We start from the raw sequence: 20,785 nt of genomic DNA, 5'->3' as shown, positions 1-20,785 counted from the left end.
GGCCGCGCACCGGGGTACAGTCAGCGCCCATGACAGAGCGCCCCTACACCGACGTTGCCGTGATCATGCGGTGCGAGCACATCGACAACCGCTGGCAGCCCTGGCGCTGGTCGCTGGCCGAGGTGGTGATCCACGAACCCACCTTCGGCACCGAACCCCGTCCGCTGATCCAGGACGAGCGCGAGCAGCGCTGGCTGTTTCCCGGCTTTCGCGTGGAGCTGTTTCGTGACGATGCCGAGGGCTACCACCTCAACCTCACCTCGCCCGCGCCTTGCTGGTTTGTGATGTGGCGCCGCGATGAAGATACGGGCACGGGCGAGATCCCCCTGGCCCGTCCCGTGGCCGTGAGCCTGAGCTACCACGACGCAGGCCGCTGGCTCGACGCGCAGGAAACCGTGGAGCAGGTGCCTGCGGCCCCCGAGGTGCTGGAGGCGCTGCGCGCCTTTGTGGCCGAGCACTACCAGCCCGAGCCCAAACGCCGCAAGCGGCCGGACAGTTTCCAGTCGCTGACGGACCGCTTTGGCAACCCGGCGTCGGTGTCTACCGAGAAGCAACGGGGCGGTGGCGGAGGAGGGCGTGGCCATGGCTGACGGCTTCCTGGGACGCTGGTCGCGCCGCAAGCAGGACGTGCGCGAGGGCAAGCCGGTGGAGGAGCCTCCACCGCCCGCGCCTGCACTGGCACCCCAGGCAGCGACACCGGCCCCAGCACCCGCCGCCCCCACCCCCCCAGCACCCGCTGCCGAGCCTCCAGCACCCACGCTGGCGGACGCCGAGGCGCTCACCCCCGCGTCCGACTTCAAGCCCTTTGTATCCCGCGCCGTCTCTCCCGAGGTGCGCAACCTGGCGATGAAGAAACTGTTTGCCGACCCGCACTTCAATGTGATGGATGGGCTCGACATCTACATCGACGACTACACCCAGCCCGACCCCTTGCCCGCAGGCATGCTGCGCCAGATGGCCAGCGCGCATGCGATGGGTTTTTTTGACGATGAAAAGAAAGCCGGGGGCGAAGCAGGGGCCGGTGGCGCGGATGCGGATGCCGGTGCCGGTGCAATAGCCCCGGAGGCCGCTCAGCCTCGGGATGATGCGGAGGCCGACGGCCGCACAGACGTGGCACAGTCCGGGGTATGCAACGCTGTTCCTAGCGTTCCCACCAGCGAGCCTGTGCGGGTCGCCCGTTCTGAAGAGGAGGGGGTGGCCCCGCCAGCCAGCCACACCCACGATGACCACGACGCTCATTTGCGACTGCAACCAGACGATGCCCCTCAACGCGAAGGCGTTGGGCGAGGCACTGCATGAAGACCTGACCCTCCACTCCACCCTGTGCCGCCGTGACGCAGGGGCGTTTCAGAAAGCCATCCAGTCCGGGCAGGAGGTGGTGGTGGCCTGCACGCAAGAGCAGCGCCTGTTTGCCGACCTGGGTCAGCAGACCGAGGGTGCGGTCTCGCCCATCCGGTTTGTGAACATCCGCGAGACTGGCGGCTGGAGCCGCGATGCCGCCAAGGCCAGCCCCAAGATCGCTGCATTGTTGGCCGCTGCCCATCTGCCGGAGCCCGAGCCGGTGCCCACCGTCACTTACAAAAGCACGGGCCGTTTGCTCATCATCGGCCCGCTGGACCAGGCCGAGCAGGCCGCCGCCCTGGTGTCGGATGTGCTGGACGTGACCCTGTTCACCCAAGGCCCTGGCAATGCCGGTGGCGCACAGGCGCGGCGCCACCCGGTGCTGGGCGGCTGCATCACGGGCCTCACAGGCTGGCTGGGCGCGTTCGAGCTGCAGTGGTCGGCCGACAATCCCATTGACCTGGACCTGTGCACGCGCTGCAACGCCTGTGTGGCGGCCTGTCCCGAGAACGCCATTGGCCTGGACTACCAGATCGACCTGGCCACCTGCCAGTCGCACCGCGCCTGCGTCAAGGTGTGTCAGGTGGCGGGGGCCATCGACTTCACCCGCGACGCGACGGCGCAGACCGAGCGCTTTGACCTGGTGCTGGACCTGCGTTCGCCCACCGCCACGCCCACCTTTTTGCAGCACGCGTTGCCGCAGGGATATCTGCGCTGGGACGGGCGGGATCTGGGCACGCTGCTCAAGCTGCGCGAACTGGTGGGCGAGTTCGAGAAGCCCAAGTTTTTTGCCTACAAACAAAAGCTCTGCGCCCACAGCCGCAACGCCACCGTGGGCTGCAACGCCTGCGTGGACATCTGCTCGGCCGAGGCCATCAGCAGCGACAAGGGCCGCCAGCAAATCAAGGTGAACCCCAACCTGTGTGTGGGCTGCGGCGCCTGCACCACCGTGTGCCCCACGGGCGCGCTGACCTATGCCTACCCCAGTGCGATGGAGCAGGGCACCAAGCTCAAGACGCTGCTGTCCACCTACACCGCCGCCGGTGGCAAGGATGCGGTATTGCTGCTGCACAGCCAGGAGCGTGGCCAGGCGCTGGTGGAAGAACTGGGCCGTGCCGCCCAGCTGAAACTGGCGCACGGCGTGCCCGCCCATGTGATCCCGGTGGGGCTGTGGCACACGGCCAGCACCGGGGTGGACCTGTGGCTCAGCGCCATCGCCTACGGCGCCTCGCAGATCGTTGTGCTGACCACCCAGGAGGAGGCGCCGCAGTACCTGGACGGTCTGCAGGCGCAAATGGATGTGGCGCAAGCCATCCTGCGCGGGCTGGGCTACACCGGCACGCATGTGCAGCTGCTGCGCGCCACACATCCCACCGAGCTGGACGCCGCATTGCAAGGGCTGGGCCAGACGCGCCAGAAGACACCCGCCGTGGCCGCGCGTTTTGCGGTGGCACAAGAGAAGCGCAGCACGCTGGAGATGGCGCTCGACCACCTCATCGAGCAGGCCCCGACGCCCGTGGCCGAACGGCCCGCAGCCATCGGCTTGCCCGCCGTGGGTTCGCCCCTGGGCACGATCGAGGTCAACAAAGACCGCTGCACCCTGTGCCTGAGCTGCGTGAGCGCCTGCCCCGCCAGTGCGCTGCAGGACAACCCGCAGCTGCCGCAGTTGCGCTTTATCGAAAAGAACTGCGTGCAGTGCGGCCTGTGTGCCACCACCTGCCCGGAAGACGCCATCACCCTGCAGCCGCGCCTGCTGCTGGCGCCGGAGCGTGCGCAACTGCGCGTGCTCAACGAGGCCAAACCCTGGGCCTGTGTGCGCTGCAGCAAGCCCTTTGGCACCGTCAAGGCCATCGAGGCCATGCTGGGCAAACTGTCGGGCCACGCGATGTTCCAGGGCGACGCGCTGGAGCGCCTGAAGATGTGCAGCGATTGCCGCGTGATCGACCTGTATTCCGCACAAAACGAGACGAAAGTGACCGACCTGTGAGCGCATCCTCTGCTTCTTTGACATCCCCGGGCAGCAGCTCCGCACTGGACGAGGAAACCGCGCGGGCCGAGCTGTATGGCCTGCTGTCGCAGCTGTATTACGCAGCGCCCAGTGCCGAGCTGATGGCGGCCTTGCGCGTGGCGGTGACCGAGGCGCCCGCCGATGGCGGCTTTCTGCAGGAGCCCTGGCAGCAGCTGGTGGGCGCGGCACGCGCGCAGGACGACGCGGCCATTGCGCAAGAGTTTGACCGCCTGTTTGGCGGTGTGGGCAAGCCCGAGGTGTTTTTGTATGGCTCGCATTACCTGAGCGGTTTTCTGAATGAAAAGCCACTGGCTCGTTTGCGCACCGACCTGGATCGGCTGGGACTGGCACGCGACGATTCCATGTCCGAAACCGAAGACCACATCGCGTACCTCTGCGAAGTGATGCGCTACCTGATCGCGGGCGATGACGCAGCTGTCTGCAACCTGACGGCCCAGCGCGACTTTTTTGCAACGCATTTGCAGCCCTGGGTTGTGCAGTTGTGTGATGCCCTGGCGGCCCAGCCGCAGGCGCGCTTCTATGCAGCGCTGGCCCAGTTCACACGGGCCTTCGTGTCGGTGGAGGCCCAGGGCTTCGACATGCTCGACTAACCTCTGGGAGGCTCGAAAAGCCTGCTCAGGTTGCTACAAAAGATGAGTGTCTTAGTGGGAGGTGTAAAGCTCGATTGCAGGCTTTTACACACTGACATAGACTGTATGAATTCCGTTTCATAGCTGCCAGCCATTCTGGAGACAAGCATGCAGAACAGCCAGCCCAATTCCTCACGCCGGAGCTTCTTCTCCGGCGCTGCCACCGTCGGGGCTGCAGCCGCAGCCGTCGTGGCACTCCCCCATGTAGTTCCCTCAGATGCCGTCGTGTCTGAACCCGCTCGGGTGGCGCCAGAAAAAGGCGGTGGCTACCACCTGTCTGCGCACGTGAAGCAGTACTACAAGACCACCCAACTCTGAAGCGGGGCGTGCCATGTTGCTAACCAAGAAGTCCTCCCACGCCGCGCAGAGCACCAGCGCCTCTGCATCGCCCTTTGTTCACAGCCTGCGCCGGGGTCTGTCCCAGGCCCTGCCCACCATGGACCGGCGCTCGTTCCTGCGCCGCTCCGGCCTGGGGGTCGGTGTCGGCATCGCCGCATCCCAGCTTGCGCTGGTCAAGAAATCCAGCGCTGCCGAAGGTGCCAAGGTCGCCATCGGTGACAGCAAGATCGAGGTGCGCCGCACTATCTGCACCCACTGCTCGGTGGGCTGCGCGGTGGATGCGGTGGTCGAAAACGGCGTGTGGGTGCGGCAAGAGCCCGTGTTTGACTCGCCCATCAACCTGGGCGCCCACTGCGCCAAGGGTGCGGCACTGCGCGAGCACGGCCACGGCGAATACCGCCTGCGCTATCCCATGAAGCTGGTCAACGGCAAGTACGAGCGCATCAGCTGGGACACGGCCCTGAACGAAATCACCGCCAAGATGCAGGAGCTGCGCAAGGCCAGCGGCCCCGACAGCGTGTACTTTGTGGGCTCGTCCAAGCACAACAACGAACAGGCCTACCTGCTGCGCAAGTTCGTGAGCTTCTGGGGCACCAACAACTGCGACCACCAGGCGCGCATCTGCCACTCGACCACCGTGGCGGGTGTGGCCAACACATGGGGCTACGGCGCCATGACCAATTCGTACAACGACATGCAGAACAGCAAGGTCGCTCTGTACATCGGCTCGAATGCGGCAGAGGCCCACCCGGTGAGCATGCTGCACATGCTGCATGCCAAGGAAACCGGCTGCAAGATGATCGTGGTGGACCCGCGCTTCACCCGCACCGCCGCCAAGGCCGATGAATACGTGCGCATCCGCTCGGGCACCGACATCCCGTTCCTGTTCGGCCTGCTGTACCACATCTTCAAGAACGGCTGGGAAGACAAGAAGTACATCCACGACCGTGTCTATGGCATGGACAAGGTGCGTGAGGACGTGCTGGCCAAGTGGACGCCTGACAAGGTGGAAGAGGCCTGCGGCGTCAAGGAAGACCAGATGTTCAAGGTCGCCAAGATGCTGCACGACAACAACCCCGGCACCATCGTGTGGTGCATGGGCCAGACGCAGCACACCATCGGCAACGCCATGGTGCGCGCCTCGTGCATCCTGCAACTGGCACTGGGCAATGTGGGCAAGAGCGGCGGCGGCACCAACATCTTCCGGGGCCACGACAACGTGCAGGGCGCGACCGATGTGGGCCCCAACCCCGACTCGCTGCCCGGCTACTACGGCCTGGCCGAAGGCTCGTGGAAGCACTTCGCGGCCGTGTGGGGTGTGGACTTTGAATGGATCAAGAAGCAGTACGCATCGCCCGCGATGATGACCAAGAGTGGCATCACCGTGTCGCGCTGGATCGACGGTGTGCTGGAGAAGAACGAGCTGATCGACCAGGACTCCAACCTGCGCGGCGTGTTCTTCTGGGGCCATGCGCCCAACTCGCAAACCCGTGGCCTCGAAATGAAGCGCGCCATGGACAAGTTGGACCTGCTGGTGGTGGTGGACCCGTATCCGTCGGCCACGGCCGCGATGGCTGCCATGCCCGGCAAGGCCGAGGACTTGAACCCCAACCGCGCGGTGTACCTGCTGCCCGCTGCCACGCAGTTCGAGACCAGTGGCTCGTGCACGGCATCCAACCGGTCGCTGCAATGGCGCGAGAAGGTGATCGAGCCGCTGTGGGAGAGCCGCTCGGACCACATGATCATGCACCAGTTCGCCGAGAAGCTGGGCTTTGCGGCCGAGCTGTCCAAGAACTACAAGATGCAGAAGGTCAAGGGCATGGACGAGCCCATGGTCGAAGACATCCTGCGCGAAATCAACAAGTCGGTCTGGACCATTGGCTACACCGGCCAAAGCCCCGAGCGCCTGAAGGCCCACATGAAGAACATGCATTTGTTCGACGTGAAGACCTTGAAGGCCAAGGGCGGCAAAGACAAGGAAACCGGCTACGACTTTGGTGGCGACTATTTCGGCCTGCCCTGGCCTTGCTACGGCACGCCCGAACTCAAGCACCCCGGTTCACCCAACCTGTACGACACCTCCAAGCATGTGATGGAGGGTGGCGGCAACTTCCGCGCCAACTTCGGTGTGGAAAAAGACGGCGTCAACCTGCTGGCCGAGGATGGCTCGCACTCCGTGGGCTGCGAAATCACCACGGGCTACCCCGAGTTCGACCATGTGCTGCTGAAAAAGCTGGGCTGGTGGGACGACCTGAGCGACGCCGAGAAGGCCAAGGCCGAAGGCAAGAATTGGAAGACCGACCCCACGGGCGCGATCATCCGCGTGGCCCTCAAGCATGGCTGCCACCCGTTTGGCAACGCCAAGGCGCGCGCCGTGGTGTGGAACTTCCCCGATGCGATTCCGCAGCACCGTGAGCCGCTGTATGGCACCCGGCCCGACCTCATGGCCAAGTACCCGACCCACGATGACAAGAAGGCTTTCTGGCGCCTGCCCACGCTGTACAAGAGCGTGCAGGAGAAGAACGTGGCCGACAAGGTGCATGAGAAATTCCCGCTGATCATGAGCTCGGGCCGCCTGGTCGAGTACGAAGGCGGCGGCGAGGAAACCCGCTCCAACCCCTGGCTGGCCGAACTGCAGCAGGAGTCGTTTGTCGAGATCAACCCCAAGACCGCTGCCGACCGGGGCATCCGCAACGGCGAGCGTGTGTGGCTCAGCTCGCCCACGGGCGCGCGGCTCAATGTGCAGGCGCTGGTCACTGAGCGCGTGGCCCCCGACACGGTGTGGATGCCGTTCCACTTCTCGGGCCGCTGGCAGGGCGCGGACATGCTGGCGTATTACCCCAAGGGCGCGGCGCCTGTGGTGCGCGGCGAGGCCGTCAACACCGCAACGACGTATGGCTACGACAGCGTGACCATGATGCAAGAAACCAAGACCACGATCTGCAACGTGGAACGCGCCTGATCGCGCCACGCAAGGAGACACACATGGCACGAATGAAATTCATCTGTGACGCAGAGCGCTGCATTGAGTGCAACGGCTGCGTGACCGCCTGCAAGAACGAGCACGAGGTGCCCTGGGGCGTGAACCGCCGCCGCGTGGTCACGCTCAACGACGGTGTGCCCGGCGAAAAATCCATCTCGGTGGCCTGCATGCATTGCAGCGACGCACCTTGCATGGCCGTGTGCCCCGTCAACTGCTTCTATCGCACCGAAGAAGGTGTGGTGTTGCACGACAAGGACGTGTGCATCGGCTGCGGCTACTGCAGCTACGCCTGCCCGTTTGGCGCACCGCAGTTCCCGTCGCAAGGCACCTTTGGCGTGCGCGGCAAGATGGACAAATGCACCTTCTGCGCCGGTGGCCCCGAGACCCACGGCAGCCAGGCCGAGTTTGAAAAATACGGCCGCAACCGCCTGGCCGAAGGCAAGCTGCCCGCCTGTGCAGAAATGTGCTCCACCAAGGCGCTGCTGGCCGGTGATGGCGACGTGGTTGCCGACATCTTCCGCAACCGTGTGGTGCAGCGTGGCAAGGGCGCCGAAGTGTGGGGCTGGGGCACGGCCTACGGTTCGCAACAGGCAGGCCAGCCTGCAGGAGGCAAGTCATGACCCATCGCCTTCAACTCATCGCCATCGCCGCTCTGGCCCTGGGCACTTTGACTGCCTGCGGCGAAAAGCCGCAGACCGGAGCAGGCATCCGCAGCGATGCCGTGCCCTACGCAGGCACCGGCAGCAACTTCACCGAGCCGGGCTGGAAGGCGGGCGACAAAGCCAGCTGGGAAGCCCAGCTGAAGGCCCGCCAGCAGTACGGCCAGAACGAGTACACCCGCACCCAAACCAAGTGAGGCCCACCATGAAACACATCGTGTGGTCCTTGGCCCTGGTGGCGGGTCTGGCCGGGTTGTCGGGTGGTGCTGCGTTTGCGCAGCAGGCGCCAGCGGCAGCGGCTGCGGCCCCTGCTGCAGCGCCTGCGCCCGGTGGCATCCAGAGCCAGAACATCTTCGAAGTCAAACCCGACGCCAGTGCCGACCCCAAGTACGCTGAGCAGACCAATGGCGAGCGCGCCAAGGTGCAGCCCGGCAACAACGCGCCCATGTGGCGCCAGGTGGGGCAGGGCGTGGCCGGCTACAGCAGCCTGCCCACAACCCAGGCGCCCGAGGCGGGCAACCTGATCCAGCCGTTTGTGCAGTACCCCGGTTCGCGCTACACCAACGCGGGCGAGGCATGGCGCCAGGTGCGCAACCACTGGATCATTCCCTACGGCGCGGCGCTGTTTGCCATCGTGCTGCTGGCCCTGGGCATCTTCTACTTTGTGAAGGGTCCGCTGGGGCATGAGCACCCCGACGGCACCGGCCCCCGCCGCATCGAGCGTTTCACCCCGTTCGAGCGCGCGGCCCACTGGGCCAATGCGTTTGCTTTCATCGCGCTGGCCATCTCCGGCATCGTGATGGCGTTTGGCAAGTTCTTCCTGTTGCCCATCCTGGGGACCGCGCTGTTTGGCTGGTTGACCTATGCGCTCAAGAATGTGCACAACTTTGTGGGCCCGCTGTTTGCCGTGTCGCTGCTGGTGATCATCCTCACCTTCATCAAGGACAACATTGCCAACCGCGCCGACGTTGTCTGGCTGGCCAAAGGCGGTGGCATGCTGGGCAAGGGCGACCACGAGGTGCCTTCGCACCGCTTCAACGCGGGCGAGAAAGGCCTCTTTTGGTGGGGCATCACCATCCCCGGCATCTTGGTGGTGGCCACGGGCCTGGTGCTCGACAAGCTCATTCCTGGCTTTGGCGACGTGCGTGGTGACATGCAGATCGCCCACATGATCCACGCCACCCTGGCCATCTGGATGATGGCGCTGATCTGCGGCCACATCTACATCGGCACGGTGGGCATGAAGGGCGCTTACAAGGCCATGCGCACCGGCTATGTGAGCGAAGGCTGGGCCAAGGAACACCACGAACTCTGGTACGACGATGTGCAGGCCGGCAAGATCCCGCGCCAGCGCAGCGCCAGCCAGCCAGCGGCCGATGCCGCCACAGCATCTGCGGGCCAGCAGCCCGCACAGGTATGAGGACCCGCACCATGACGACACGAATCATCCGATCCTTGGCGCTGGCATTGTGCGCGGCAGGTGTGTGCACCCTGGCATCCGCCAAGCTGCCCGCCCCGTCGCCCGAGGCCGCTGCCAAGGCTGCAGAAGCCGCTGCCAAGACCGCCTGGGCAGGCAAGGTGGACAACTACAAGCTCTGCCTCTCGCAAGACAAGGTGGCCGCGCATTACCGCAAGACCACGCCATCGGCCAAGCCTGCCGCCGCAGGCGCTGCCTGTGCCGACCCGGGCCCCTTTGCCTACACGCCCCCCGCCGCCAAACCTGCCGAAGCCGCTGGCGCCCATTCGCCACCCGGCACGGCCAGCAGCCCACCCAGCACCCAGGTGCCAGCAGCAGCGGCCACGCCCGCATCCAAGTCCTGAGCACACTGGCCCTTGATCAGCCCGTTGGGCTACAAGCCGCGTCCCCGCTGGTGGCGCGGCTTTTGTTTTTCAGCTACTCCCTGCGGCCAGTGACGCGGGCGGGCCAGACTGGGCAGTGTGCCGAGCGCGGTCTCTCGCATCTAGGAGCCAACAGGTCGTTCGGGTGAGCGGCGCGAGGCCAACTGCTCAACCAACTCGTGCATCGGCATGGGCTTGGAGAAGAGCCAGCCCTGTCCGAATTGCACGCCGTGCGCGCGCAGATACTCGGCCTGCTCCTCGGTCTCGATGCCTTCTGCAATCATCTTCAACTCCAGCGACTTGGCCATCTCGATGATGTGCCCGATGACGTGGCTCGTCACCGCGTGCTGGCCGATGGTGCCGACAAAGCACTTGTCGATCTTCAGGCTGTCCATCTTGAATTCGGTGAGATAGGAAAGGCTGGAATAGCCCGTACCAAAATCATCGATCGCTACCAGGTGCCCTTGGGCGCGCAATGCTTCCACGGACTTTCGTGCTTGTTCCGCGTGAAGGAAGACCCGCTCTGTGGCCTCAATATGAATGCACTGGTTGTTGATGCCCATGGTGGTGGTGATTGCGCGCAAGCGGGCACAAATGTCTGGATTGCAGATGTCCTGCGCCGAGAGGTTCACCGCCACGTGAAAATCCGGCCGCTTGCGCAGCAGATCCGCTGCATCGGAGGCGACCAGCTCCAGGACTCTTTGCGTGATGCGCTCGATCAGACGGTTGCGCTCGGCAACGGGAATGAAAACATCCGGGCTGACAAATTCCCCGGTGCTTTTGCGCCACCGCAGCAAGGCTTCGGCACCGACCCACTCCTTGGTGCGCAAGTCCACGATGGGCTGGTAGACGAGGAAGAACTCGCCGCGCTTCAGTGCAACGCGCAGGGCCGCAGGCAGAGCACCGTTGATGCGGACCAATTGCGCGACGACAAAGGCCAGAACCCCCGCTGCGCCGATGCCGATGGGCAGAAGCACAAGCAATACGCGCCACCCATCGTGCTCGATCTCACTGCGCGGAATCGCCACGTAGGCGGCATAGTCATAGCGGTCTGAACGCTTCCATGCGACCACGCTCGCGCCATCGAAGAAGCTGGTCTCGTACTTGTTGCCGACCTTGTCCAACCATGAAGGATCGAACAATCCGTTGTGGAAAATTTCCTTCCTGCGGCCCACTCCCAGCACACCGTAAGTCAGTTTTTTGTCCAGTGCTGCTCCATCAAGAACAGTCCCTTCATGCACCAGCGCGGCGAAACCAGTCTTTGTGTCACCGGTAACGACCAGCCTGGACCCCGGAAGCAGCGGATGTTCGAACTGGGTCCAGATGTTGTAGCCTGCAGCACTCACATAGGATTTGGGCCCCAGGCGATAGCCGATCGACCCGAATGAGGAGCAGACGAGCTGCTCATCCGCAACGTAGCCCACGTCGAGAAGAAGGTTCGACTGGATCACCAGTTTGCGCATGAGATTGAGGTTTGGCTCCGCGCAAGGCTCCGGCGTCTGGCGGGTGCTCAGCTCAGCAAAGACATGCGCCAGTTGATCGCTCACCTTGTGAGAGCGATGCAAAATGTCTGCCGCCATGGCGCTGGCCCGGTCGCGCTGCCGGTCCACGCTCATGTACGCCGCCAGCAAAATGGCTGCCAGTATGGGCACCATGATGGCTGCCAGCCCGATGCTGTACAGAATGACGACTCGGCGCCGCATTGATGGCATTGAAACTCTCCCGAATTGCGCTACCTGCGGGGGATGGGCCGCTCCAAGCCGCGAGCAGGAGGACCCAGTCGCCAGAGACTAGCATTTGAATGCCGCCGCAGCCCGCTTTTTCTCCCCTCGGTGGCGTGTATCGGCCCTGTGCCTGGCTTACAGCGGTGGTTCCAGGTGCTGGTGTTGGGTGGTGGAGCCCGGCTTTTCGTGGCTGAAGACGGGTTGTTGACCATAGAAGAACCTGGAGAGACTGCTCAAAGGGCTCTGAAAATGCCGGGAGTGCGTATATTCCTTTTATGACCCGCTCATCGCCGTCTCTTCAAACACCTTCTCTTCCCATGCTGCCGCGCCTCACGCAGGCCCAGGCGCCGCTCACCCACCATGTGGAGGTCGTCAACGAACGGGGCGAAACCGAACAGGTGCAGATCCCCGCCGAGCGACCCCTCACCATCTATGTGGACAAGCGCGAGCTGGTCACCCTGATGACGCTGGGCGCGCAGCCCGAGCTGCTGGTGCTGGGCTATCTGCGCAACCAGCGGCTGGTCGAATCGGTGTTCGACATCGAATCGATCACTGTGGACTGGGAGGTGCACGCCGCCGCTGTGCGCACGCGCCACGGCATTGCCCGTATTGAGGAACGCACCGCCAGCAAGGTGGTCACCACCGGCTGCGGCCAGGGCAGCGTGTTTGGCGGCCTGATGGACGAGGTGGACCGCATTGCGCTGCCCGATGCACAGCTGACGCAGGCCCAGCTCTACGGCATCGTCAACGCCATCCGGCTCAAGGAGAGCACCTACAAATCCGCAGGCTCCGTGCACGGCTGCGCGTTGTTCCAGGGCGAGGAGCTACTGACCTTTGTGGAAGACGTGGGCCGCCACAATGCCATCGACACCATTGCGGGCTGGATGTGGATGAACCCGGAAGCTGCCGCAGCCGATGGAGTGGCGTCGGACAACGCTTCTGCCGCGCCCATGTCCGGCACCGACAAAGTTTTCTACACCACGGGCCGCCTCACCAGCGAGATGGTCATCAAATCCGCCCAGATGGGCGTGCCCATCGTGGTCTCGCGCAGCGGCATGACCCAGATGGGCCACGCGGTGGCGCAGCAGCTGGGCCTGTGCGCCATCGGGCGGGCCACCAACCGCCGTTTTGTTTGTTATAGCGGTGCGCACCGGCTGGTGCTGCAGCCGGAGCTGGCGGTGGTGCCTGCGGTGAGAGCGGGTGGAGAGGTTTAACCTGGCTTGGTGCCTGATCCGTCACTCCCCAATGGCATGATCCGCGCATGAAAGACCTGAACGCCAGCAGCAGCACCTGGGCCGATACCTTGCCCAGCCAGTGGGGGCCCGAGCTTGCCGACACCCATTCCAAGGTGGAAGTCCCGCTGAATCGTCTACAGCAAGACCCCGCGCAGCAGCCACCGGCCCCGGAGGCTGCGAATGCTGCTGCCGAAGGTTTGTCGCTGTGGGGCTGGATGCGCGAGGGCCTGCGTACCGCGCTGTTCCTGCCGCCCCGCACGGCCGCCGCAGCGCCCACGCCCTGGCAGTTGCTGGTGTTGTCGCTGGTCAGTGCGGGCTTGCTGGTGGCCGCCTCGCGGCTGGAAGTGGTGGGGCCTGCGCAGTTCAACCTGCGCGGCTGGCTCACGCCGATGTGGAGTGGCCTGGTGCTGCTGTGGCTGGCCTGGTGGGCCATGGCACCGGCCCAGCGTGCCGCTGCCAGCCCGGATGCGGTGGCGTCGGCGGGTGTGCCTGCGCCCACGGGGGGCTTGGCCGCCTGGTATGTGTTGACGGCCTGGGCCCCACTCGCGCCCTTGCTGGTGCTGTATGCCCTGATGGCCACGGCCGTGCACCGGCCCGGCCTGTGGGATGGCACGGTGGCGGCCATCGTTTTCTGGGTGGCCTATGGGGTGCTCATGCTGTGGGTGCTGGCCACGCTGGTGGTGGTGAGTGCACGCTTCATCCAGTCGCGTTGGCGCACGGCGGCGTTTTCGGTGGCCATGGCGATGGTGATCGGGGTGGGCATGTGGCAGTTCCAGGACCAGCCCTGGGAGCCGGATGTGCAGGCCCTGGCCGATGCGTCTGCAGAGACGGCTGCAGCTGCTGATGAGGCGCAGGCGCCCGAGCCTGTGCCGCTGGCGCTGACCCAGGCGATGTTTGAAGAGCAGCAAACACTATGGCAACAGCAGGTGGATGCGCTCGCGCCCCAGCGCCCCGGGGTGGTCGATGTCTATGGGCTGGTGTTCGCCCCCTATGCCGACGAAAACGTATTCCGCCGCGAAAGCACCATGGTCAGCAGCTTGCTGCAGGAGCGTTTTGACGCCCGGGGCCGGGTACTGCACCTGCTCAACCACGCCGAGACGGCCGACACCCACGCCTGGGCCACGCCCGAGAACCTGCAGCGGGCCATCACTGCGCTGGCAGCCCGCATGGACCGCGAGCACGACCTGCTGGTGGTGTACCTCACCTCGCACGGTGCACGCGACCACGCGCTGGCGGCCTCGCACTGGCCGCTGCAGGTGGCACCCGCCACGCCCGAGATGCTGCGCGCCGCGCTGGACGCAGCGGGCATCCGCAACCGGGTGATTGCGGTGTCGGCCTGCTTCTCGGGTGGCTGGATCGAACCCCTGGCCACCGACAGCACGCTCATCATGACGGCCGCCGACGCCACGCACACCTCGTATGGCTGCGGCAGGTTGTCGGAGCTGACCTTTTTTGGCCGCGCGGTGTTCCACGAGCAGCTGCGCCAGACCCATTCGTTCACCGAGGCGTTTGCCAAGGCCGTGCCACTGATCCAGCAGCGCGAGGTGGCGGCGGGCAAGGCCGATGGCTTCTCCAACCCGCAGATCCGCGTGGGCAAGCAAATCACCCCGGTGCTGCAGGCGCTGGAGCAGCGGCTGCAGACCGCCCAGGTGGAGCCCGAGGCCAGCGGCAGCAATGTGGCGTCTGCCCCCGCAGTCCGCGCCCCGTAACAAGCCCCGCCCAAACACCCCACAGCCCGCCAGCCCGTTCGCTTTGCGCTAAGGTCCCATGCCATGAACCTGTCATTTCTGCGCCTTGGCTGGCGCACCCTGGCCCGGGACCTGCGCGCGGGCGAATTGCGCCTGCTGATCGTGGCGGTCACGCTGGCGGTGGCCGCGCTCACCTCCGTGGGCTTTTTTGCCGATCGCCTGCAAGGCGGCCTGCAGCGCGATGCCTTGCAGCTGCTGGGTGGCGATGCCGTGGTGGCCAGCGACAACCCCACCCCCGCCGCTTTTGTAGAGCACGCCAAGGCACTTGGATTGCAGTCGGTGACCACGCTGGGTTTTCCCACCATGGGCCGCGCCAGCGACGCCCAGGGCGGCGCCAGCAAGCTCGTGGCGCTCAAGAGCGTGCAGCCCGGCTACCCGCTGCGCGGCCGCCTCACGGTGGCCGATGCCCCCGGCGCGCTGGAGCAGCCCACGCGCGACATCCCCGCACCGGGGGAGGTGTGGGTCGATGCCCCGCTGCTCGAATCGCTCAACCTCGCCATGGGCGACAAGCTGCTGCTGGGTGATGCACAACTGCGCATCGCGCGCATCATCGTCATCGAGCCCGACCGGGGCGCGGGCTTCATGAGTTTTGCGCCGCGCGTGATGCTGAACGAGCGCGACTTGCCCGTCACCGGCCTGGTGCAGCCTGCCAGCCGCCTGACCTACCGTTTTGCCGTGGTAGGCCCCGCGCCTGCCGTCAAAGCCTTCAACGAATGGGCGGTGGCCGAAGCCAAGAAGCCCGAGGTGCATGGCGTGCGTGTCGAATCGCTCGAAAGCGGCCGCCCCGAAATGCGCCAGACGCTGGACCGCGCCCAGAAATTTCTGAGCCTCGTAGCCCTGCTGGCCGCGCTGCTCTCGGCCGTGGCCGTGGCGCTGGCCGCGCGCGGTTTTGCGGCCGACCACCTCGATGCCTCGGCCATGCTGCGCGTGCTGGGCCAGAGCCAGCGCACCATTGCCGGTGCCTACACCACCGAATTCGCGCTGGTGGGCCTGTTTGCCAGCGCGCTGGGTGTGCTGCTGGGCTATGCGGTGCACTACGCGTTTGTGCTGTTGCTCGCGGGGCTGGTGGAGTCGGCCCTGCCCGCGTCCAGCCTGTGGCCCGTGGCGTTCGGCATGGGCATGGGGCTCACGCTGCTGTTTGCGTTTGGCCTGCCGCCCGTGCTGCAACTGGCCCAGGTGCCGCCGCTGCGCGTCATCCGGCGCGATGTGGGCGGGCTCAAGCCTGCATCGCTGGCGGTGCTGGGCATTGGCGTGGCCGGGTTTGCAGCGCTGCTGCTGGCCGTGAGCAGCGACATCAAGCTGGGCCTGATTGCCGTGGGCGGTTTTGCCGGGGCCGTGGCCCTGTTTGCGGGGCTGTCGTGGGTGGCGGTCAAGCTGCTGCGGCGCAGCGTGAACGAAAGCACCGCCCCCCGCTGGCTGGTGCTGGCCACGCGGCAGATCTCGGCGCGCCCGGCCTATGCCGTGGTGCAGGTCAGCAGCCTGGCCGTGGGCCTGCTGGCGCTGGTGCTACTGGTGCTGCTGCGCACCGACCTCATCAGCAGTTGGCGCCAGGCCACACCGCCCGATGCGCCCAACCGTTTTGTCATCAACGTGATGCCCGACCAGGCGGATGCGTTTCAGCAGACGCTCAAGGACAGCGGCGTGGCCAAGTACGACTGGTACCCCATGATCCGGGGCCGCCTGCTGGCCGTGAATGGCAAGCCCGTGGGCCCGGCCGACTACACCGACGACCGCGCCAAGCGCCTGGTGGACCGCGAGTTCAACCTCTCCAACGCCGTGGAGGCGCCGCCTCACAACCAGGTGGTGGCGGGCCAGTGGACGCCCGGCGAAGAGGGCGCCATCAGCGTCGAAGAAGGCATTGCCGAAACCCTGGGCCTGAAGATGGGCGACCGCCTGCTGTTTGACATGGGCGGCGTGCAGAACGAGGCGCGCATCACCAGCCTGCGCAAGGTGGACTGGGGTTCCATGCGGGCCAACTTCTTCGTGATGTACCCGGTGGCCACGGTGAAAGACGTGCCGGTGACCTTCCTCGCGGCCTACCGCGCGCCCGAGGCCCACGGCTTTGACAACGCGCTGGTGCGCCAATTCCCCAACATCACCAACGTGGACATGGGCGCCACCATTGCCCAGGTGCAGCGTGTGCTGGAGCAGGTGATCCGCGCGGTGGAATTCCTGTTCGCCTTCACGCTCGCAGCGGGCCTGGTGGTGCTGTTTGCCGCCGTCACGGCCACGCGCGAGGAGCGTGCGCGCGAATACGCCATCATGCGCGCCGTGGGCGCCCGCGCCAGCCTGCTGCGCCAGGTGCAGCGTGCCGAGCTGGTGGGCGTGGGCCTGCTGGCGGGCTTTTTGGCCAGCGCCGTGGCGGTGGGCGTGGGCTGGGCGCTGGCGCGCTTTGTGTTTGACTTCACCTGGACGGCCGCCCCCTGGGTGCCGCTGGCGGGTGCCGTGGCTGGCGCCGTGCTGGCGCTGGCGGCAGGCTGGTGGGGCCTGCGCGAGGTGCTGCTGCGCCCCGTGGTGGACACCTTGCGCCGCGCGGCCGAGTAGGTGGTGGTTGTGTTGTTTGCTATTAAAAATATAGCTACAAAGGTATGATGGACGCGCGCAAAGGCCTGTTTTTTTATGAATTCTGAAGCATCGAGTACCCCAGAGGCCTCGTCCCCTCCCGCCCCACCCACCACGCCCTTCGAATGGATCGGCGGCGAAGACCGCGTGCATGCGCTGGTCGAGCGGTTTTATGACCTCATGGACCTGGAGCCCGCCTACGCCGAGCTGCGCGCCGCCCATGGCAGCGACCTGGCCAGCGCGCGGCAAAAGCTGTTCTGGTTCCTGTGCGGCTGGCTGGGCGGGCCCGACCACTACCAAAGCCGCTTCGGCCACCCGCGCCTGCGCATGCGCCACATGCCGTTTGCCATCGGCATCAAGGAGCGCGACCAGTGGGTGGCCTGCATGGACCAGGCCATGGGCGAGACGGGCGTGCCCACCGAGCTGCGCGCGCGCCTGAAGGAGAGCTTCATGGGCACGGCGGACTGGATGCGCAACAAGGGTGTCTGACGGCCGCATTGTTTATTTGGCTGGCGCGCACCCGGCGCGGTGGGCGCTGGTGGTGGTGAAGTGAAGGAGCAAAGTTTCATGTCCCGCGACGCACGTTTTCTGCAGCAGGCCCAGGCCCTGGGCTACAGCTTCGATGGCGAAATCAAGATCGGTGGCAACTATGTGCCGCTGGTGCGCGATGGCCACCATGTCTACCTGAGCGGGCAGATCCCGCGGGTGGGCGACACGGTGGTCGTGACCGGCGCGGCGGGTGTTGGGGCCTCGCTCGCTGATGCCCAAAAGGCCGCCAAGGTGTGTGCGATGCGGGCACTGGCGCTGCTGCAGCGTGCGCTGGGTTCGCTCGATGCGGTGCAGTCCATTCTGCGCATCACGGTGTATGTGCAGTCGGCGCCCAGCTTTACGCAGCAAAGCGAGGTGGCCGATGGCGCGTCGGACATTCTGTTCACCGTGCTGGGCGACGCCGGGGCGCACACGCGCACCTCGGTGGGCGTGCTGCAGCTGCCCAAGAACGCGACGGTGGAAGTGGACCTGATCGCCTCGGTGGCGCCATGACCCTGCACCCCCGTTTCAATGTGTTCGGCCGCATCGTCGAAGTGCGGCGTGAAGGCGCGCTGTGGCAGGCCTACCGCGTGGGCGGCGACGGCAAGCGCACGCCAGCAGGCTTCGTGATCCCCGACTTTGTGGAAGAGCATGAACTCGCGCAGTTTCTGGAAGACCTGTTCCACGAAAGCGCTTCGCCCCACAACGGCGACGTGCACCGCATCGATTGAGCCGTCGCAAGACCTGCTGACCGCCACATGCGGCGCGGGTGTTGCGGCCAGCTTGCCACGTCACACCGCTGTCAAACCCGGCCCAGACACTCGGTCCCTTGTTTTCAACTGGGACTGTTCATGTCTGAACGCACACAGGGTTTTCTGATTTCTCCTTCGCATGTGTCGCGCCGCGTGGCCGCACTGGGCCTGGTGGCGCTGGCTGCGTCGCTGGCCGCCTGCGGCGGCGGCAGCGACAACGCCAGCACCAACGCAGGCGCCACGGCCACGCTGGCCGTGCTGGAGACCACCGACCTGCACTTCAACGTGCGCAGCTACGACTACTTCAAGCTGGCCGAGGACAAGAGCTATGGCTTTGAGCGCACCGCCACGCTGGTGCGCGCAGCGCGCAAGGAGTTTGCCAACACGCTGCTGGTGGACAACGGCGACACCATCCAGGGCACGGCGCTGGCCGATTACGAGGCCACCATCAGCCCCATCCCCTGCACGCAGCAGCTGTCCATGTACAAGGCCATGGGCGCGCTGGGCTTTGATGCGGGCACGCTGGGTAACCACGAGTTCAACTACGGCCTGCCGTTTTTGAACCAGGTGCTGGGCGGTGGGCTGGAGGTGGATGGCGTGGATGCGAGCAAGAAGTGCGCGGGCGCGGGCTTTCCGATGGTGCTGGCCAACGTGATCAGCACCAAGACCAAGAAGCCCCTGGTACAGCCCTACACGGTGCTGGAGCGCACGCTGGTCGCCAAGGGCGCGGACGGCAAGGAGGTGAAGCTGCCCATCAAGATCGGCGTGATCGGCTTCACCACGCCGGGCATCATGAACTGGGACAAGCGCTACCTGGAAGGCAAGGTGAGCACCGAAGGCGCGGTGGAGGCGGCGACGAAGTATGTGCCCGAGCTGCGCGCCAAGGGCGCCGACATTGTGGTGGCCCTGCTGCACGGCGGCATGGACAACGCGGCGTATTCGCCCACCATGGAGAACCCCGGCCTGCACCTGTCGAAGGTGGCGGGCATCGACGCCATGGTGATGGGCCACCAGCACGGCGTGTTCCCCGACACGGCGGCCACGCCCGGCTTCAACCTGCCCGGCGTAGACCACAAGGCGGGCACCGTGAACGGTGTGCCTGCCGTGATGGCCAGCTCGTGGGGCAAGTCGCTGGGTGTGGTGCAGCTCGCACTGCAGTGGGACGGCGCGAAATGGGTGGTCAACAAGTCCGCCAGCAAGAGCGAGCTGCGCAACATCCAGAGCAAGAACGCGGCGGGTGCGAACGTGTACGTGGATGCAGACCCTGCCGTGGCACCGCTGATCGAGCCACAGCACCAGGCGGCCATCCAGTATGTGAAGACGCCCATCGGCCAGACCGACTTCCGCATGAGCACGCTGTTTGCCGATGTGGGCGACCCCGGTGCGATCCAGATCGTGAACCAGGCGCAGCAGGCCTATGTGGCGGCCTACATCAAGGCCAGCCTGCCGCAGTACGCGCAGCTGCCCGTGCTGTCGGTGAGCGCGCCGTTCAAGAGCGGCTTTCAGGGCGGTTCCGACTACACCGATGTGGCCGTGGGCCCGCTGGCCATCAACAACGCGGCCGACCTGTACCTGTACCCCAACACGGTGTATGCGGTGAAGGTGAACGGTGGCGACATCAAGAACTGGCTGGAGGCCGCCGCCAAGCGCTTCAACCAGATCGACCCCGCCAAGACCACTGAGCAGCAGCTCATCAGCAGCTTCCCGGGCTACAACTTCGACATGTTCACCACGGCCGACGTGTTGTACGAGATCGACGTGACGCAGCCCGTGGGCGGCCGCATCAAAAAGCTGAGCTACCTGGGCAAGCCCATCGACATGGCGCAGGAGTTTGTGATCGCCACCAACAACTACCGCGCCACCAGCGGCAAGAGCTTTATCGACAAGCTGGATGGCTCGGGCACCATCTGGGCCGCGCCGGATGCGAACCGCGACGTGGTGATCGACTACATCCGCAAGAACCCGGCGGTGACCCGTGCGGCCAATGGCGCAGCCAAGAGCTGGCGTTTTGCCAAGGCCACGGTGGCGGGGCCGGTGGTGTTCAGCTCGGGCGCCAATGCGCTGGCCGTGGCGCAGGCCGCAGGGCTGGCGAATGTGACGCTGCTGGCGGCCGATGACGGTTCGGGCAAGGGAGTGTCGAAGTACGCCGTGGACCTGTCCAAATAGGCAGTGCCTGCAGAGGGCAACGCCTCAACGTCTCTCCGGGTGGGAGTGATTTGCTTCTCTTTTGATAGCTGCTAGCGCTTGATGGACGGGCGGTAGCGGCTATTTTTTGGCTCTCTTCCGTTTCGGGTGGAAAGCCACATTCCCCACCATAGCCATGGTCAGGCCCTTGCTTTTTGCAAAGGACTGCCCGGCAGGTGAGTGAGCTTTCCAGCGATCAGGAACGCCATGGCGATGAAGTGGTCGGTGGTGCC

Annotated in this window: 18 protein-coding genes; 17 read left to right on the top strand and 1 reads right to left on the bottom strand. The window is 65.5% G+C overall.

From position 1 onward, the window contains the following. The first annotated feature begins 29 nt into the window (after nucleotides 1-29). From A1D30_RS00085 to A1D30_RS00045, 10 genes are all read left to right on the top strand, one after another. Nucleotides 30-590, top strand: coding sequence for a DUF3305 domain-containing protein (locus A1D30_RS00085; protein WP_063458795.1), 561 nt, complete (start codon nucleotides 30-32; stop codon nucleotides 588-590). Further along, nucleotides 583-1,299: a DUF3306 domain-containing protein gene (locus A1D30_RS00080; protein WP_063459143.1), complete on the top strand. Its 717-nt coding sequence runs from the start codon at nucleotides 583-585 to the stop codon at nucleotides 1,297-1,299. Before A1D30_RS00085 ends, A1D30_RS00080 begins: the two co-directional genes overlap by 8 nt. Beyond that, nucleotides 1,259-3,328, top strand: a complete 2,070-nt coding sequence (locus A1D30_RS00075) for a 4Fe-4S binding protein (RefSeq protein WP_063458794.1) — start codon at nucleotides 1,259-1,261, stop codon at nucleotides 3,326-3,328. The genes A1D30_RS00080 and A1D30_RS00075 overlap by 41 nt, the downstream gene beginning before the upstream one ends. Then, the gene (locus A1D30_RS00070; RefSeq protein ID WP_063458793.1) at nucleotides 3,325-3,960 is read left to right on the top strand and encodes a molecular chaperone TorD family protein; all 636 of its coding nucleotides are present in this window, start codon (nucleotides 3,325-3,327) and stop codon (nucleotides 3,958-3,960) included. Before A1D30_RS00075 ends, A1D30_RS00070 begins: the two co-directional genes overlap by 4 nt. 147 nt (nucleotides 3,961-4,107) lie before the next feature. Continuing rightward, a complete protein-coding gene (locus A1D30_RS24480) occupies nucleotides 4,108-4,317 on the top strand; it encodes a formate dehydrogenase (protein WP_082836237.1) in 210 nt (69 codons plus the stop codon). A gap of 13 nt (nucleotides 4,318-4,330) precedes the next feature. Beyond that, nucleotides 4,331-7,300: a formate dehydrogenase subunit alpha gene (locus A1D30_RS00065; RefSeq protein ID WP_063458792.1), complete on the top strand. Its 2,970-nt coding sequence runs from the start codon at nucleotides 4,331-4,333 to the stop codon at nucleotides 7,298-7,300. Nucleotides 7,301-7,323: 23 nt separating this feature from the next. Beyond that, nucleotides 7,324-7,941 (top strand): formate dehydrogenase FDH3 subunit beta, encoded by a 618-nt coding sequence (fdh3B, locus tag A1D30_RS00060; protein WP_063458791.1) that lies wholly within the window; start codon nucleotides 7,324-7,326, stop codon nucleotides 7,939-7,941. Continuing rightward, nucleotides 7,938-8,177: a hypothetical protein gene (locus A1D30_RS00055; RefSeq protein ID WP_063458790.1), complete on the top strand. Its 240-nt coding sequence runs from the start codon at nucleotides 7,938-7,940 to the stop codon at nucleotides 8,175-8,177. Before fdh3B ends, A1D30_RS00055 begins: the two co-directional genes overlap by 4 nt. Nucleotides 8,178-8,185: 8 nt before the next feature. Further along, entirely contained in the window at nucleotides 8,186-9,400 is a 1,215-nt protein-coding gene (locus tag A1D30_RS00050; protein ID WP_063458789.1) for a formate dehydrogenase subunit gamma, read from the top strand. Between the two features lie 11 nt (nucleotides 9,401-9,411). Next, complete coding sequence (locus A1D30_RS00045) at nucleotides 9,412-9,801, top strand: hypothetical protein (RefSeq protein ID WP_063459142.1); 390 nt, start codon at nucleotides 9,412-9,414, stop codon at nucleotides 9,799-9,801. 140 nt (nucleotides 9,802-9,941) lie between these two features. Here A1D30_RS00045 and A1D30_RS00040 read toward each other — a convergent pair whose 3' ends face one another. After that, entirely contained in the window at nucleotides 9,942-11,531 is a 1,590-nt protein-coding gene (locus tag A1D30_RS00040; RefSeq protein WP_082836236.1) for an EAL domain-containing protein, read from the bottom strand. A 329-nt stretch (nucleotides 11,532-11,860) separates the two neighbouring features. Here A1D30_RS00040 and A1D30_RS00035 point away from each other — a divergent pair, with 329 nt between their 5' ends. The 7 genes from A1D30_RS00035 to A1D30_RS00005 all read left to right on the top strand — a co-directional run bounded on the left by A1D30_RS00035 (nucleotide 11,861) and on the right by A1D30_RS00005 (nucleotide 20,534). After that, nucleotides 11,861-12,757, top strand: a complete 897-nt coding sequence (locus tag A1D30_RS00035; RefSeq protein WP_199865903.1) for a formate dehydrogenase accessory sulfurtransferase FdhD — start codon at nucleotides 11,861-11,863, stop codon at nucleotides 12,755-12,757. A gap of 47 nt (nucleotides 12,758-12,804) precedes the next feature. After that, nucleotides 12,805-14,487 carry a C13 family peptidase gene (locus tag A1D30_RS00030; RefSeq protein WP_063458786.1) on the top strand — a complete coding sequence of 561 codons (1,683 nt, stop codon included), beginning with the start codon at nucleotides 12,805-12,807 and terminating at the stop codon, nucleotides 14,485-14,487. Between the two features lie 63 nt (nucleotides 14,488-14,550). Further along, the gene (locus A1D30_RS00025; protein ID WP_063458785.1) at nucleotides 14,551-17,070 is read left to right on the top strand and encodes an FtsX-like permease family protein; all 2,520 of its coding nucleotides are present in this window, start codon (nucleotides 14,551-14,553) and stop codon (nucleotides 17,068-17,070) included. Nucleotides 17,071-17,145: 75 nt separating this feature from the next. Next, on the top strand, nucleotides 17,146-17,577 hold the full coding sequence (locus tag A1D30_RS00020) for a group II truncated hemoglobin (protein WP_063458784.1): 432 nt from the start codon (nucleotides 17,146-17,148) through the stop codon (nucleotides 17,575-17,577). Nucleotides 17,578-17,655: 78 nt separating this feature from the next. Further along, nucleotides 17,656-18,129: a RidA family protein gene (locus A1D30_RS00015; RefSeq protein ID WP_063459141.1), complete on the top strand. Its 474-nt coding sequence runs from the start codon at nucleotides 17,656-17,658 to the stop codon at nucleotides 18,127-18,129. Continuing rightward, nucleotides 18,126-18,347, top strand: a complete 222-nt coding sequence (locus tag A1D30_RS00010; protein WP_063458783.1) for a hypothetical protein — start codon at nucleotides 18,126-18,128, stop codon at nucleotides 18,345-18,347. Before A1D30_RS00015 ends, A1D30_RS00010 begins: the two co-directional genes overlap by 4 nt. 120 nt (nucleotides 18,348-18,467) lie before the next feature. Continuing rightward, nucleotides 18,468-20,534 carry a bifunctional 2',3'-cyclic-nucleotide 2'-phosphodiesterase/3'-nucleotidase gene (locus A1D30_RS00005; RefSeq protein ID WP_063458782.1) on the top strand — a complete coding sequence of 689 codons (2,067 nt, stop codon included), beginning with the start codon at nucleotides 18,468-18,470 and terminating at the stop codon, nucleotides 20,532-20,534. The last annotated feature ends 251 nt before the right edge of the window (nucleotides 20,535-20,785 follow it).

Source organism: Acidovorax sp. GW101-3H11 (assembly GCF_001633105.1).
Classification (GTDB): domain Bacteria; phylum Pseudomonadota; class Gammaproteobacteria; order Burkholderiales; family Burkholderiaceae_C; genus Acidovorax.
The sequence above is the reverse complement of the archived record's forward strand: the minus strand, read 5'-3'. Positions and strand labels throughout refer to the sequence as shown.

Coding starts and splice junctions, on each gene's coding strand:
- A1D30_RS00010 (WP_063458783.1), top strand. CDS start 18,126: ATGACCCTGCACCCCCGTTTCAATGTGTTCGGCCGCATCGTCGAAGTG.
- A1D30_RS24480 (WP_082836237.1), top strand. CDS start 4,108: ATGCAGAACAGCCAGCCCAATTCCTCACGCCGGAGCTTCTTCTCCGGC.
- A1D30_RS00005 (WP_063458782.1), top strand. CDS start 18,468: ATGTCTGAACGCACACAGGGTTTTCTGATTTCTCCTTCGCATGTGTCG.
- A1D30_RS00030 (WP_063458786.1), top strand. CDS start 12,805: ATGAAAGACCTGAACGCCAGCAGCAGCACCTGGGCCGATACCTTGCCC.
- A1D30_RS00020 (WP_063458784.1), top strand. CDS start 17,146: ATGAATTCTGAAGCATCGAGTACCCCAGAGGCCTCGTCCCCTCCCGCC.
- A1D30_RS00050 (WP_063458789.1), top strand. CDS start 8,186: ATGAAACACATCGTGTGGTCCTTGGCCCTGGTGGCGGGTCTGGCCGGG.
- fdh3B (WP_063458791.1), top strand. CDS start 7,324: ATGGCACGAATGAAATTCATCTGTGACGCAGAGCGCTGCATTGAGTGC.
- A1D30_RS00055 (WP_063458790.1), top strand. CDS start 7,938: ATGACCCATCGCCTTCAACTCATCGCCATCGCCGCTCTGGCCCTGGGC.
- A1D30_RS00045 (WP_063459142.1), top strand. CDS start 9,412: ATGACGACACGAATCATCCGATCCTTGGCGCTGGCATTGTGCGCGGCA.
- A1D30_RS00080 (WP_063459143.1), top strand. CDS start 583: ATGGCTGACGGCTTCCTGGGACGCTGGTCGCGCCGCAAGCAGGACGTG.
- A1D30_RS00040 (WP_082836236.1), bottom strand. CDS start 11,531: ATGCCATCAATGCGGCGCCGAGTCGTCATTCTGTACAGCATCGGGCTG.
- A1D30_RS00065 (WP_063458792.1), top strand. CDS start 4,331: ATGTTGCTAACCAAGAAGTCCTCCCACGCCGCGCAGAGCACCAGCGCC.
- A1D30_RS00015 (WP_063459141.1), top strand. CDS start 17,656: ATGTCCCGCGACGCACGTTTTCTGCAGCAGGCCCAGGCCCTGGGCTAC.
- A1D30_RS00085 (WP_063458795.1), top strand. CDS start 30: ATGACAGAGCGCCCCTACACCGACGTTGCCGTGATCATGCGGTGCGAG.
- A1D30_RS00025 (WP_063458785.1), top strand. CDS start 14,551: ATGAACCTGTCATTTCTGCGCCTTGGCTGGCGCACCCTGGCCCGGGAC.
- A1D30_RS00035 (WP_199865903.1), top strand. CDS start 11,861: ATGCTGCCGCGCCTCACGCAGGCCCAGGCGCCGCTCACCCACCATGTG.
- A1D30_RS00075 (WP_063458794.1), top strand. CDS start 1,259: ATGCCCCTCAACGCGAAGGCGTTGGGCGAGGCACTGCATGAAGACCTG.